The organism is Bordetella genomosp. 4 (assembly GCF_002261185.1).
GTDB lineage: Bacteria > Pseudomonadota > Gammaproteobacteria > Burkholderiales > Burkholderiaceae_B > Bordetella_A.
In genome coordinates this window covers 25708-40140 of record NZ_NEVQ01000014.1, presented here as the reverse complement: position 1 = coordinate 40140, position 14433 = coordinate 25708, and the positions used below count along the sequence as shown (strand labels likewise).

Annotated in this window: 12 protein-coding genes; 7 read left to right on the top strand and 5 right to left on the bottom strand. The window is 60.5% G+C overall.

Translation table 11 applies throughout. From position 1 onward, the window contains the following. Positions 1–649 precede the first annotated feature (649 nt). Positions 650–1546 (bottom strand): LysR family transcriptional regulator, encoded by an 897-nt coding sequence (locus CAL20_RS16340; protein ID WP_094820864.1) that lies wholly within the window; start codon positions 1544–1546, stop codon positions 650–652. A 113-nt stretch (positions 1547–1659) separates the two neighbouring features. Here CAL20_RS16340 and CAL20_RS16335 point away from each other — a divergent pair, with 113 nt between their 5' ends. After that, positions 1660–2046: a DoxX family protein gene (locus CAL20_RS16335; RefSeq protein ID WP_094820865.1), complete on the top strand. Its 387-nt coding sequence runs from the start codon at positions 1660–1662 to the stop codon at positions 2044–2046. Between the two features lie 78 nt (positions 2047–2124). On the opposite strand, the gene CAL20_RS16330 is transcribed toward CAL20_RS16335, so the two are convergent. Further along, on the bottom strand, positions 2125–3054 hold the full coding sequence (locus CAL20_RS16330; RefSeq protein WP_094838415.1) for a LysR family transcriptional regulator: 930 nt from the start codon (positions 3052–3054) through the stop codon (positions 2125–2127). Positions 3055–3165: 111 nt separating this feature from the next. Here CAL20_RS16330 and CAL20_RS16325 point away from each other — a divergent pair, with 111 nt between their 5' ends. The 6 genes from CAL20_RS16325 to CAL20_RS16300 all read left to right on the top strand — a co-directional run bounded on the left by CAL20_RS16325 (position 3166) and on the right by CAL20_RS16300 (position 10693). After that, positions 3166–4407 (top strand): MFS transporter, encoded by a 1242-nt coding sequence (locus CAL20_RS16325; protein WP_254923993.1) that lies wholly within the window; start codon positions 3166–3168, stop codon positions 4405–4407. Positions 4408–4777: 370 nt separating this feature from the next. Continuing rightward, on the top strand, positions 4778–5809 hold the full coding sequence (locus CAL20_RS16320) for a BMP family protein (RefSeq protein ID WP_094820867.1): 1032 nt from the start codon (positions 4778–4780) through the stop codon (positions 5807–5809). After that, complete coding sequence (locus CAL20_RS16315; protein ID WP_094820868.1) at positions 5806–7335, top strand: ABC transporter ATP-binding protein; 1530 nt, start codon at positions 5806–5808, stop codon at positions 7333–7335. The genes CAL20_RS16320 and CAL20_RS16315 overlap by 4 nt, the downstream gene beginning before the upstream one ends. A gap of 17 nt (positions 7336–7352) precedes the next feature. After that, entirely contained in the window at positions 7353–8426 is a 1074-nt protein-coding gene (locus CAL20_RS16310) for an ABC transporter permease (RefSeq protein WP_094821375.1), read from the top strand. 10 nt (positions 8427–8436) lie between these two features. Then, positions 8437–9387 (top strand): ABC transporter permease, encoded by a 951-nt coding sequence (locus tag CAL20_RS16305; protein WP_094820869.1) that lies wholly within the window; start codon positions 8437–8439, stop codon positions 9385–9387. Positions 9388–9421: 34 nt separating this feature from the next. After that, positions 9422–10693 (top strand): amidohydrolase family protein, encoded by a 1272-nt coding sequence (locus CAL20_RS16300; RefSeq protein ID WP_094820870.1) that lies wholly within the window; start codon positions 9422–9424, stop codon positions 10691–10693. Positions 10694–10766: 73 nt separating this feature from the next. Here the strand turns inward: CAL20_RS16300 and CAL20_RS16295 are convergent, their stop codons facing one another. From CAL20_RS16295 to CAL20_RS16285, 3 genes are read right to left on the bottom strand one after another with little or no spacing between them, the layout of a single operon-like run. Beyond that, positions 10767–11534, bottom strand: coding sequence for an ABC transporter ATP-binding protein (locus CAL20_RS16295; RefSeq protein WP_094820871.1), 768 nt, complete (start codon positions 11532–11534; stop codon positions 10767–10769). A 32-nt stretch (positions 11535–11566) separates the two neighbouring features. Further along, positions 11567–13363, bottom strand: a complete 1797-nt coding sequence (locus CAL20_RS16290; RefSeq protein ID WP_094838414.1) for a branched-chain amino acid ABC transporter ATP-binding protein/permease — start codon at positions 13361–13363, stop codon at positions 11567–11569. Further along, positions 13360–14403 carry a branched-chain amino acid ABC transporter permease gene (locus CAL20_RS16285; RefSeq protein ID WP_094820873.1) on the bottom strand — a complete coding sequence of 348 codons (1044 nt, stop codon included), beginning with the start codon at positions 14401–14403 and terminating at the stop codon, positions 13360–13362. Before CAL20_RS16285 ends, CAL20_RS16290 begins: the two co-directional genes overlap by 4 nt. Positions 14404–14433 lie beyond the last annotated feature (30 nt).

Sequence of the window (14433 nt, the reverse complement as noted above, 5' to 3'; positions counted from 1 at the left end):
TGTCTTGCTTGGCGTTTTTCTGTGACCGTGTTGGCAAAGAGGAAGATCTTGCAGGGCTGCCATTTTCGGGTGCCCTGCACCCCCGAAAATGGCGATCGGTCCGGGCATGCGGCGGGGTGGCGTGGTGCCAAGTTGGAAGGTCTGCTTGGCTAGAGTTGATGCATGCGACGATGATACGTAGAACGTACGACGAGATGTAGAGCATGACGCATGTGGCGCATCCGACGATGCGTAGTAAGTCTCTATGTGTCACGACGCCCTAGCTCGAGAGATCTTCTGTTCATCTCCGATGCCAAAGCCTTCGCATGCAGATCACGCACGCTATTCATGGCCGCGCCCGTAGGCGGCCATGAATAGCAGCCCTGCGAGATCTTCATCCTTGCAAACGCCAGTGCCTACGAAGCCTACGAAGACCAGCCGTGCCAGTGACGGAGGGAATCAGAGATACTGCGAGTCGAGGCGGGGCAGTGACCGTGTTGGCGCGCCTCGGAGTCGAGCGAGGGAAACCGAAGGAGCGTAGCGACGAGGTTGACAAAGCGGTGTCGGCCGCGCAGGCGGCCGACCGACTCCGTGAAGCGCCAACACGGTCACTGCCCCGCCTCGACGTCCAATAGCACTCATACCCCCGCCCCACACGTTGAAACGCCAATCACACCCACGAAGGACTCTCAAACGCATTGACCAAAAAATCAAGCATCCTACGCATCTTCAACGACATGTGTTTGCGGCTGGCATAGACCACATGTATGCCAAGCGTAAACGCATCGTATCCTGGCATCAGCTCGACGAGCGTGCCTTGTTTGAGATCCTCGCCGATGAGAAAGTCGGGCTGCAGGATGATTCCCTGATGCGCTAATGCGGCCAGACGGCAGGTATCGCCGCTGTTTGTGCGAATCCGGGGATTGACCCTGACGCGTACCTCACCATGAGGGCCGGCGAATCGCCAGTCATCTTTGCTGGTCAGATAGCTATAAGAAACGATGTGGTGATCAGCCAGGTCCTCGGGCGTTTTCGGACGGCCGTGTTTTTTGACGTATTGCGGTGAGGCGCACAATGCCATCCGGGTACTCGCCAACTGGCGGCTGATCAGGCGCGAGTCCGGCAAGTTGGTAATGCGTATCGCGAGATCGTATCCCTCATCCACCAGATCGACGATGCGATCGTTCAGATCGATATCCAACGAGACGTTGGGATTTTCGGCGAGAAATCGCGGCCATAACGGCGCCAGATGCAACAGGCCAAAGGAGAGCGGTGCGTTGATGCGCAGCATGCCCACGGCGTGGCCGCCATGCGAGACGGTTTCGGTTTCCAGTTCGTCGAGCGCCGCCGCGAGTTCGACTGCCCTGGCGTGAAAGCGCTGTCCGTCTTCAGTTAGCGATAGGCGGCGTGTGGTCCGGTGCAGCAAACGCAGTCCCAGATGCGCCTCCAGATCAGCGACATGCCGCGAAATGGCGGCCTTGGACAGGTTGGTGGCCTCGGCGGCGCTGACAAAACTTCCATGACGGACGACGGCGAGAAAACTATTGATCTGCTGGAGGTCAAGCATGGATTGTCTCTGTTTTTGGGACAAACTGTCATTTTATTCCGTATTTATCGTTGCCAGTAATGTCAATAAAGTGTGCGTATCCCGAAACGCGGGCAAACGAATAGGAAATCACCATGAATGCAACACTCTCTCTGCTGGGCCGAATCGGCCTGGCGCTTATTTTTATTATTTCTGGTTGGGGCAAAATCACGGGCTACGCGGGCGCTGAACAATATATGAGCGCGATGGGTGTGTCGCCCGCCTTGTTGCCGCTGGTCATTTTGTTGGAACTGGGTGGCGGGTTGGCGATTGCCGCGGGTCTGTTCACGCGCTGGATCGCGATCGCGTTTGCGCTTTTCTCCGTTGCCACGGCTGTTGTGTTTCACGCGAATTTCAGCGACGCCATGCAAGCCATTAATTTTTGGAAGAACATCGCCATCGCGGGCGGGTTCTTGAGCCTGGCTGCGCAGGGCGCGGGAGCGTGGAGTCTGGATGCGTTGAGAAATCTGCGCAAAGCCTGAACGGCATAACGTTCAATGAGCAATGGGCGGGAATTCCGCCCATTGCCGTTTTATACCGCGAGCGCGATCGGCGTGGATTCAGAGAGCGCGGCTCGCAGCCGCCGCAAATAGCTCATTGCGCAGCCACGAATGCGCAGCATCGGCGTCATGGCGAGGGTGCCATGCGGCCGTGAGTCCAAATCCGCCGACCTCCACCGGCAATGGAAGCAAATCCAGCCGGTCCGAGAACCGTTGCAAGAAGCGTTCAGGCAGGGCGCACACATAATCCGTGGCTTCGATCACGAGCGGCGCCAAGTGATACTGTTGAACGGAAACGGCGACGTTGCGCGTACGGCCATGGCGAGCGATGACATCGTCCATAAAGCCGTGAAAATTGCCGCCGTCTCCTGACACAATCACGTGACCCAAGGCGCAATAGTCATCGAGGTCGGGCGGCGTGAGCCCTCTAGGGTGCGCTTTACGTTGCGCCATGACATAACGTTCGCTCAATAATTGCTGGCGGCGTGCGTCGGCTGGCGTTGAAAAACCCGCCGCGATGAGTAAATCTGCTTTGCCGTTAGCGAGCCAGGCGCCCGCCGTGTCGGCAGGGACCGTGTGAAATGCGAGTTGCACATGGGGTGCGCGGCTGGCGACGCGGCGGACCAGATCCAGGCCGACCATGACAAAGCCATTGTCGCTAGCCAGAATTTGAAAGGTGCGTGAATCATGCGCGGGGTCAAAATCCACGCCGCGGGCGAGGGCAGCGTGCAATTCGTGCAATGCGGCTCGCAGGGGCTCGCGGATGGCCAATGCGCGGGCAGTGGGCGTCATGCCACGGCCGTGTTTTGCCGGGACCAGCAACGCGTCATTGGTCAACTCGCGTAGCCGGGCGAGTTGTGCAGATAGCGCGGGTTGGCTGAGGTGCAGCCGCTCGGCTGCACGGGTGACGTTGGCTTCCTCAAGCAGCACGTCCAAGGACCCCAGCAACGCCAGATCCGATCCGCGCAAAGGCGATGGTGTATCAGCCATTTGGATGGCTCCGATATTAATAATCGATTTCAAATATAGCAGCAGTCTGAGCACACTATGGTCTGACAGGGCCGGACTGGGAGTTCGGCGCGGAATGATTCGGAGTCGGATGTGCGGACGAGAAAATCGGATGAGCCTGAGCGGCATGCCTTGCGTGCCTTGGCCAGCGCAAACTTTGCGGTGGGCGGAATGTCGTATGGCGTGGTGGGCGCCTTGCCCGCTTTAGTAGAGGCCTGGCAGATCTCGCCCGGCGATGCGGCGCTATTGATGACGGCGTTCTCGATTGCGTTTGCAGTCGGGGCGCCGGTGCTGCAGGTGCTGGTCGGCCACGCGCGTAGGCGGACGCTGTTGTTGAGCGGTCTGGTGGTGATGTTGCTTGCGACGTTGGCCGGGGCATTTACGGGCAGCTTTGTCTGGTTGCTGATTACGCGGATCGCAGCCGGCTTGGGCGCGGCGATTGTCAGCCCGGTGGCCAATGCGATCGGGGCGGGACTGGCGCCCGCAGAGCGGCGAGGCAAAGCGTTGGCCGTCGTGTTCGTCGGAGTCACTTTGTCCAGCGTCGTGGCGGCGCCGGTAGCCGCAGCGCTGGCCCAAGCCTTCGGTTGGCGGGCGGTCTTCATTGGACTCACGATGATTGCCATGGCGAGCCTAGGTTGGATAATCGCTACGGTACACGACACGTCGCACGGGGAGCCGATGCGGCCGAGGGGATTACTGCAGCTGCTATTGCGGCCGGCAACGGCGGCGGGATTGGCTGTGGTGGTATTGCAAACCGCGGCGTTTTTTGCGACTTATACCTTGATCTTGCCGCTGATCACCCATCATTTCGGCGCGACTGCCACAGAGAGCGGCATCGCCTTGTTGTTGTTTGGACTGACAGGCATTGCGGGAAATCTGATCGCGCAGCGGGTATCGTTGCATCATTCTGCCGATCGGCTGCTGCGCATCGTGATGGTGACGGTGGTGCTGGTCTTTATCGCAATTGCGGTGTTGGGTGCGCCGTTGTGGGAGGATCTGCTCAGGCTGGGCCTATTGTTCCTGCTGCTCGTCATCTGGGCAGTGATGCAGGACGTGTTTTATCCGTCCCAGTTGCGCCGTGTCGTCGCATTGGAACCCGACTATCGGGGGATGGTGATCGCCTTGAATTCGTCGGGCATCTTTTTAGGAATTGCGTTGGGATCAGGCGTGGGCGGACGCGTGGCCGACCACCTTGGTTTGCTGTGGTTGGCGCCGGCTTCGGTGGTCTTGACGGTGCTGGCGCTTGGCGCTCTGGTTGCGTCACAGCGCCTGACCGCCCGGATGCCGAGCGGGCAAGGAACGGCTGGGCAAGCTCGTGAATGCACTGCGCCATGACATCACGCCCGGCGCAGACTGAATGCGCCGCAATAGTGCATTGAGATCGGCTGTTTTTTCGTAAAACGCACCCAAACAGTGCGTTCAGCCCCTCATAGATTGACTACAATCCCGTCCGGCCTGGTTTTTGTTGCCGGGCCGCGGCGGGGCTTTTGTGTGACAGGTCGTGCGGCACGAGCATGCGGCATGCATTTTGCTTGATTCCGGGCGACTTTCACTCTGACCCCTCGGGTCACTAACACCAGTAGCCCCGCTACGTCGCCTGATGCCTGCCGTTTTCCCTCGTTGTTCAGATGCGCCCCGAGTTGTGCAGGGGCACCTGTGCCGCGTTCGGGTTGAGGGCTTTTTATATCGCCTAGGAGCCGAAACCATGATGTTTGAAAATCTCCCGTCCGTATCCGGACTTGCCCGCCGTAGCGTGCTGAAACTCGGCGTGGCGGCCGCGGGCGTGTTCGTGATGTCGGGCTGGGCCCAGGCGCAGGACGCGGCCAAGATCAAAGTCGCGGCCGTCTATACCGTGCCGGTCGAGCAACAATGGGTATCGCGCATTCACAAGGCGCTGAACGCCGCCAAGGAAAAGGGCGAAATCGAATACGTGTTTTCCGAGAACGTCAGCAACGCTGACTACGAGCGCGTCGTGCGCCAGTATGCGGAGCAGGGCAACAAGCTGATCGTGGGCGAGGCCTTTGCCGTAGAGGCCGCAGCACGCAAGGTCGCCAAGGACTATCCCGAGACCGCGTTCCTGATGGGCTCGTCGGCCAAACCGCAAAAGCCGAATTTTTCGGTGTTTGACAACTATATTCAAGAGCCGGCGTACCTGACCGGCATGATCGCCGGCGGCATGAGCCAGTCGGGCAAGATCGGTTTGGTGGGCGGATATCCCATTCCCGAAGTCAATCGCTTGATGCAGGCGTTCATGGCAGGTGCCCAGGAAATCAATCCCAAGGTCAGCTTCACTGTGTCGTTCATCGGCTCGTGGTTTGATCCTCCAAAGGCCAAAGAAGCCGCCTTTGCGATGATCGATCAGGGTGCTGACGTACTGTACGCCGAGCGTTTTGGTGTGTCTGATGCGGCCAAGGAGCGCGGCAAGCTCGCGATCGGCAACGTGGTCGATACGCAGCCTCAATACCCCGAGACGGTCGTGGCGTCGGCATTGTGGAACATGGAGCCGACGATCGAGCACGCGTTGGCTCAGGTCAAGGCAGGCAAGTTCGCCGCGGAGGACTACGGCCAGTATTCGCTGATGAAGTTCAAGGGCTCCGAGCTGGCGCCGTTGGGCACGTTCGAGTCGAAGATCCCGGCGGAGCTCAAAGCCAAGGTCGAAGCCAAGCAAAAGGCGATCCTGGATGGCAGCTTTGAAGTCAAAGTGAACAACAGCGAACCCAAGTCCAGCGCCAAATGACGGATACCCTGGCCCTGCAACTCGAGGGCATTACCAAGCGTTTTGGCAGCCTGACGGCGAATGACGGCGTCTCGCTGAGCGTGAAGCAGGGCGAGGTGCTCGCCCTGTTGGGGGAAAACGGCGCGGGCAAGTCCACGTTGGTGTCCATTCTGTTCGGGCATTACGTGGCCGACGCCGGCCGTATCACGGTCTACGGCCAGGCGTTGCCGCCCGGCCGTCCCGACGCCGCGCTGGCTGCGGGCGTCGGCATGGTCCATCAGCATTTCACGTTGGCAGACAACATGAGCGTGCTGGACAACGTGATGGTGGGCACGCAGTCGCTGTGGCGGCTCGCTTCCGGGCGCAAGCAGGCCCGGCAGCGGCTGATCGAGCTGGGCCAGCGCTTTGGCCTGGGGGTGGACCCCGATGCGCGCGTAGGAAGCCTGTCTGTGGGCGAGAAGCAGCGCGTCGAGATTCTCAAGGCGCTCTACCGTGGCGCGCGGATCCTCATCCTGGACGAGCCGACGGCCGTGTTGACACCGCAGGAGGTCGATGGCTTGTTCGCGACCCTGCGCGGTTTCGTGGCCGAGGGACTTGCCGTGATTTTCATTTCGCACAAGCTGGATGAAGTCATGGCGGTATCGCAACGTGTGGCCGTGCTGCGCCAAGGCAAGCTCGTGGCCGAACGCGATACAGCATCGACCAATGCGGCAGAACTGGCCGAGCTGATGGTCGGCCGCAAGGTCGTGATGCCGCGTGTGCAGAGCGCCGAACCGCGTGCCCAGGCAGCGCCTGTGGTGACGCTGTCGCAGGTGACCGTAAGCAACAGTCAGGGCGGCGCGCCGCTGCTAGACGCTGCCGATTTGATTGTGCATACCCACGAGATCGTGGCCATCGCCGGTGTCGCGGGCAATGGCCAACAGGCTTTGGTGTCGGTGCTGAACGGATTGCGCCAGCCTGACGATGGCACCATCAGATTGGGACCGGACCACGCAGCCGCGCCGCGCACACCTGCGGGCTGGACGGCGGCGGGTGTGGGGCGGATTCCCGAAGACCGTCATCACGAGGGTGTCATCGGCGATAGCCCTTTATGGGAAAACGCCATCATCGAAGACCTGAACGACAAGCGCTTTACCCGCCTGGGGATGGTGCGCGCGCAGGCTGGCCGCGCCTATGCCCGTGAATTGAGCAAGCAATTTGACGTGCGTGCTGCCTCGCTGGATGTGCGCACCCGCAGCTTGTCCGGCGGCAATATGCAAAAGCTGATTCTGGGCCGCACGCTGGCCCGGCAGCCGAGGTTGATCGTGGCCGACCAGCCGACTTGGGGGCTGGACATCGGGGCAGTCGCCTATGTACGTGAACAGCTATTGGCTGCGCGCGAACGGGGCGCAGGCATCCTGTTGGTGTCCGAAGACCTGGAGGAAATCTTTGCCTTGGCCGATCGCATTGCGGTCATGTGCGGCGGCAAGATCATCGCCGTGAAGCCTGTGGCTGAATGGACGCCTGCATCGGTAGGCCTGGCTATGACGGGCGCTGTGCCTGCCTGACGACTATTTATCACATCATGAATCTGTATTTGGAACGCCGCACTGAAGCCAGCCGCACGGCATTGCTGTTAGCGCCACTGGCGGCGATTGTGTTTACCTTATTGATCTGTGCGTTGCTGGTGGCATGGGCCGGTGCGCCGGTGGGCCAGACGTATGCGCTGTTGTTCGACGGCGCGTTCGGTTCGCGGTTTGCGTTGTCGGAAACACTGACGCGCGCGACCCCGTTGATGTTGACCGGATTGGCCTGTGCGGTGGCATTCCGTGCGCGGTTCTACAACATCGGTGCCGAGGGGCAGCTGTATCTGGGCGCCTTGGCTGCGGTGGCAGTGGGCGGGATGCACGATGGCGTCGGCTTTGATTTGCCGGTGCCGGTGCTGTTCGCGGGCATGATGATCGCCGCTGCGTTGGCTGGCGCGTTGTTGCTGTTGATTCCCGCCTTGCTGAAAACCCGTCTGGGTGTCGATGAGGTGGTGACCACGCTGCTCGGCAACTTCATTGTGCTGTTGTTCGTCTCGATGATGCTCGACGGCATCATGAAAGACCCGATGGCCATGGGTTGGCCGCAATCGGTAGCGCTGAATCCCGATCTCGAGTTTGGCAAGTTGATTGCGAAGACTCGCGCGCATACGGGATTGCTCTGGGCGCTGGGTCTCGCCGTCGCCCTGTGGCTGATCAATCGCTATACGGTTTTCGGTCTGCAGATGCGTGCCGTGGGTGCGAACGCCCATGCTTCGCGTTTTCTGGGCCTGCCGGTGACGCGCGTGATGCTGGGCACAGCGATGTTGTCGGGCGCGCTGGCGGGACTGGCCGGGGCGATCGAGGTCGCAGGACGCACGAGTTATGTGACGCTGGATATGTCGCCTGGCTATGGCTATACGGGCGTGGTGGTAGCCATGTTGGCGGGCTTGCATCCGCTGGGCGTGGTCGTGGCCAGCATTTTCGTTGCGGGGATGTTGGTGGGCGCCGACAGCATGAGCCGCGCGATTGCCGTGCCGAACTATATTGCCGATGTGATTGTGGCCGCATCGCTGTTGTCCATGCTGGTGGCCACCCTGTTCGCGCAGTATCGTCTGCGCCGCAAGCAGGCCTGAGGAGACGCGCATGGAATGGATGGATTTGTTGAGTTCGAGCGCGTTTTGGGTCGCCGTGCTGCGTTTGGCCACGCCGTTGATCCTGGGCACGCTGGGCGTGCTCTTGTGCGAGCGTGCCGGGGTGTTGAACCTGGGCATCGAGGGCATCATGGCGGCGGGGGCCTTTACCGGTTGGCTGGTGGTGTATCTGGGCGCGCCGCTTTATGTGGGCGTGCTGGCAGCCGCACTTGCAGGCATGGTGTTCGGACTATTGCATGCGGTGTTGACGGTGCCGTTAGGGCTGTCGCAACACGTGTCCGGATTGGGTGTGACCTTGCTGGCGACGAGCCTGAGTTATTTCGCCTATCGCGTGACATTCCCCAGCGTGAATACCCCGCCTACGATCACGCCGTTTGCCGAGATGACATTCTTCAAGGACATTCCTGTGATCGGTCCCGTATTGGCGGGCCAGACAGTGATGACGTTGATCGCCTTGGTGGCCGTACCCTTGATCGCGTGGGTGTTGAACCGCACGCCGCTGGGCCTGGCGATACGCATGGTGGGCGAAAATCCCGCCGCCGCCGAAGGCCAGGGCCTATCCGTGACCAAGCTGCGCATGGGCGCTATCGTAGCGGGATCGGCGCTGATGGGCGTTGCGGGTAGTTTCCTCACTCTGGCCGCGTTTAACGCCTTCTTTTTCAATATGGTCAATGGCCGCGGCTGGGTATGCGTGGCCTTGGTGGTGTTTGCGTCGTGGCGGCCGGGCAAGGCTTTGCTGGGTGCGTTGATTTTCGCGTTCTTTGATGCGCTGCAATTGCGGTTGCAGCAGGGCGGCACGAGTCTGCCGGGCCTGCCCGAATTGCCGTATCAGGTCTATTTGATGTTGCCATACGTGCTGTCCATTTTGGCGCTGGTCGTGATGGCGCGTCGCGCCGGGTATCCTCAAGCACTGATGAAGCCCTATCGCAAGGGCGAGCGCTGAACCCACCCGGCACAGTCAATCAAAAGGTTTTTATATGCTCGATCTCATTATCAAGAACTGCAACCTGGCCGACGGCCAGGCGGGTGTGGATGTCGGTGTGCAGAATGGCCGCATTGTCTCGATCCGGCCCGCGCTGCAGGCCGAGGCCGGCCAGGTGGTCGATGCTCAGGGTCAATTGCTGAGCGCGCCGTTTGTCGATGCGCATTTCCATATGGATTCGACGCTGTCATACGGCTTGCCACGCGTGAATCAATCCGGCACCTTGCTCGAGGGCATTGCGCTGTGGGGCGAATTAAAGCCCCTGTTGACCCAGGAGGCGCTGGTCGAGCGTGCGTTGGCGTATTGCGATTGGGCGGTGGCCAACGGCCTGTTGGCGATTCGTTCGCACGTGGATGTCTGTGATTCGCGTTTGCTGGCGACAGAGGCTTTACTGCACGTGCGCGAGCGGGTGAAGCCCTATCTGGATCTGCAGTTGGTCGCCTTCCCGCAAGACGGGGTATTGCGCTCGCCAGGGGCGATGGACAACCTGAAGCGCGCCTTAGATATGGGGCTGGACGTGGTGGGCGGTATTCCGCATTTCGAGTGCACCATGGCTGACGGCGCGGAATCGGTGCGCCTGTTATGCGAATTGGCAGCCGAGCGCGGGCTGCGTGTCGACATGCATTGCGACGAGACCGATGATCCCATGTCGCGTCATATCGAGACCCTGGCGTATCACACTCAACGCCTAGGCCTGCAGGGCCGGGTCACGGGATCGCATCTCACGTCCATGCATTCGATGGACAACTACTACGTGTCCAAGCTGATTCCCTTGATTCGCGAGGCAGGGGTCTCAGCGATCGCCAATCCGCTGATCAACATCACGATTCAGGGGCGTCACGACACGTATCCGAAGCGTCGCGGGATGACGCGCGTGCCTGAGTTGATGGCGGCTGGCGTGACCGTGGCGTTTGGCCATGACTGTGTGATGGATCCTTGGTATAGCCTGGGTTCGGGCGACATGTTGGAGGTCGCGCACATGGGATTGCATGTGGGCCAGATGACGGGACAGGATGCGATGCGTGCCTGTTTCGAGGCGGTGACCAGTGCGCCTGCCAAAATTCTTGGGCTCGACGAAACCGGGATAGAAGTCGGCAAGCGTGCGGATATGGTGCTGTTGCAGGCTCGTAATCCGGTTGAGGCGCTGCGTTTGCGTGCTACACGGCTGAACGTCTGGCGCGCGGGTAAGCAGATCGCCAGCACGCCGCCTGCAACGGCGACGCTGTCGTTGGACGGGCGACCGCAGACTGTGGATTTTCGCGCGTAAGCATCGGCCCACTTTCTGGTAATGCCGTACCTGACACTGGCGGGACCGCTGGCAGCCGCGAAATTCCTGCCCGTCAGTGTTTCCCTAACCCAAGATAAACATCAATCACCCGCTTATCCCGCGCGATATCCGCGGCCGACCCGTCGATCGTGATGGCGCCGGTTTCCAGTACGTAGGCATAGTCGGCGACTTGCAGGGCGGCGCGGGCGTTTTGTTCTATCAGCAGGATGGATACACCGCGCCGGCGCAGTTCAGCCACGATATGGAATACCTCACGCACGATGCGTGGTGCCAGGCCCAGGCTCGGTTCGTCCAGCATCAGCAGCTTGGGCTTCGCCATCAGGGCTCGTCCGACGGCCAGCATTTGCCGTTCCCCGCCGGACAGTGTGCCGGACAATTGTGTGCGGCGTTCGCGCAATCTGGGAAATAGTTCGTAGACCTCTTGCAGACTGGCATGGTGGTCGCGCTGGCCCGAGCGATAGCGGTGAAATGCGCCCAGCATCAGGTTGTCTTCCACGCTCATCTCGGCGAATAGTTCGCGCTTTTCAGGAACCAGGTTCATGCCCGCCGCGACCATTTCCTCGATCTCGGCATGCACGTGAGGGTGGCCATCAAAAACGATCTCGCCGCGTGAGGGCAACACGCCCATGATGGCCGCCAATAATGTGGTCTTGCCAGCGCCGTTGGGACCGATCACGGTGACGATCTGCCCTTCGCCTACACGTAGATTGATGCCAGAGATCGCTTCGATCTTGTCATAGGCGACATGCAGGTTCGTGACTCGCAAGAGGTCGCGCGGGGCGGATGGATGCGCGAGCGCGTCTGCGCTTGTGCGGTTCATGGGGCTGTCCGGGGGCGTGTGTGAGTTGAGCATCAGTCGTCTATGCCTCCGAGATAAGCCTCCAGCACGGCGGGATGCGATTGAATCTCCGCTGGCAGGCCCTCTGCGATTTTCTGGCCGAAGTCCATAACCACGACGCGATCCACGAGGCCCATGACAAAATCCATATCGTGTTCCACGAGCAGTATGCCCATTCCCTCGGCACGCAAGCGCCGCAGGAGTTCGCCCAGTTCCTGTTTTTCCTGATAACGCAATCCGGCGGCGGGCTCGTCTAACAGCAGCAAGCACGGGTCGGATGCGAGAGCGCGAGCGATCTCCAGAATGCGTTGTTGTCCCAGCGCCAGCGATCCCGCCTCGTCATGCAGATGCTTGCCGAGCCCCACACGTTCGATCTGACGTGCTGCCTCGGCCAGCAGGCGTTGTTCTTCCTGGCGATCTAGTCGCCATGCAGCTTGTATTACGCCACGATGTCCACGTAGATGGGCGCCGATCGCGACGTTCTCCAAGACCGTCATGCGGCTCAGCAGCTTGACGTGTTGAAACGTGCGCGACAGGCCCAAGCCAGCAATGTGCCGGGCACCGGTTCCAGCAACAGATTCGCCGCGCAGCAGCACTTGCCCAGAGGTCGGCGTATCAACACCACTGATCTGGTTGAACATGGTGCTTTTCCCCGCGCCATTCGGGCCTATCAGGGCCAGGATCTCGCCGGCATGAACGGTAAGGCTCATCGCGTTGTTGGCGACCAGGCCGCCAAATTTGCGCGTCACGTCGCGCGCTTCCAGCAAGACCGTCCCGGGTGCGGGCATGTCGCGGCGGGGCAGGGGTTCGGCTTGCCGATTGACCTGCAACGGAGCCTTCTTGACCGGAACTAGTTTCGCCAAAACAGGCCATACGCCGCCCCGCGCACGGTGCAGCAAGAGCACCATGCCAAAGCCAAAAACGATGATCTCGAAATTGCCGGTTTGACCCAGCAAACGCGGCATCCAGTCCTGAAGCCATTGCTTCAGCACAGTGAAAATCCCCGCACCGGCAATCGCGCCCCATACGTGGCCCGCACCGCCGATCACCGTCATGAACATGTATTCGATGCCCATTTGCAGGCCGAACGGATGGGGGTTAACAAAGCGCTGCATATGGGCATACAACCAGCCCGAGGCGCAGGCCTGCAACGCGGCGATGAGAAAGATCACCATGCGTGCACGCGTGGTGTTCACCCCCATGGACTCAGCCATGATGCGTCCGCCTTTCAAGGCGCGTATAGCGCGGCCCTCGCGGGAGTCCAGCAAATTGCGCGTGCACCAGACAGCCAGCATCAGGAACGCCCAGATCAGGTAGTAAATGCTTGGACCGGTATTCAATACCAGGCTGCCGAGCGAAATCGGCGGAATGTCGGGCAGGCCTGTATGGCCGCCCAGCCCCTCGACAGAGCCGAACGCGAGGTAAAGGCTCAGCCCCCACGCGATCGTGCCCAACGGCAGAAAATGCCCGGACAGGCTCAAGGTGATCGCGCCCAGCAGCCAGGCAACAATCAAGGTCAATATCAGGCCGACGACCAACGTGATCCACGGCGATGTCCCCATCCAAGCCAGCCATGCAGGCAAGCTGTCGGCTTGCGTGGTCAGCACCGCGGTGGTGTATGCGCCCAGCCCTATGAACGCCGCCTGTCCGAAACTCGTCAGGCCTCCCACACCGGTCAACAGCACCAGGCCCAACGACACCATCGCATACAGACCGATGTAGTTCAGCAGCGTGACGTAGAACGGCGGCAATACCAGCGGCGCCAGCAACAAGAGCGCCAGGAAAATCAGGACAATGTGGCGCGGCTTCACTCGTCGTCCTCCTCTTCGACATGATGGCTTTTCAGTGAACGCCAGACGAGTACGGGGATGATGAGCGTGAACACGATGATGTCTTTATAGGCACTGGCCCAGAATGCGGAGAAAGCCTCGATCAACCCCACGAGCACAGCCCCTGCGGCGGCGATCGGATAGCTCACCAATCCGCCGATGATCGAACCGACAAAGCCTTTCAGGCTGATGAGAAAACCCGAGTCGAAATAGATGGTGGTAATCGGAGCGATGAGGATGCCCGAGACCGTGCCGATCAACGCGGCCAAAAAAAATGTAGCCTTGCCGGCCAGCGTCGGCGAAATCCCCATGAGTCTCGCGCCAAGGCGGTTGAATGCCGCGGCTCGCAGGGCTTTGCCATACATGGTGCGTTCAAAGAACGTATACAGCACCACGATGAGGATCAAGGACACGAGGACGACCCAGATCGCCTGACTGTTGATGTTGATCGGTCCCAGCGGAAAACTGACATCACTGAACGGATCGGTACGCGCGCCCTCGGGGCCGAAGATCAATAAACCCAGACCCACCAGGGCCAGGTGTACGGCGATGGACACGATCAACAACACCAAGGTGGATGCTGATGCGATGGGTTGAAAAAACAAACGGTAGAGCTGCGGACCCATGGGGACGAGAATCGCCAATGCGAGCAGCGCGCGCAGCACCATGGGTAATGAGGCCAACGGCAAGGCATAGAGCAGGACGGCCAGCGCGAATGGATAGATCAGCTTGATGATCATCCAGGGACCTATGCGCAGGTTCCCTGTGCGCCGGCGTGCGGCGATGACATCGGCCAGAAATTCCGCCACCGCGAAGCCTGCGAGCAACCACACCATGCGTGTCGGCGTGCCCGCTTGCAGCGCCGCCATGGTCAGCGCACCAAAAGCGACGAACTCCCCCTGCGGAATGAACAGCACCCGGGTGACGGTGAAAACCAGCAGGATGGACAGTGCCAACAGCGCGTAGACCGCGCCGTTGGTAATGCCATCCTGCCCCAGGATCAAGGCGATCTGCGCATTCATGCGAAGGCTCTCCGTTGTCGCATCGCTTGC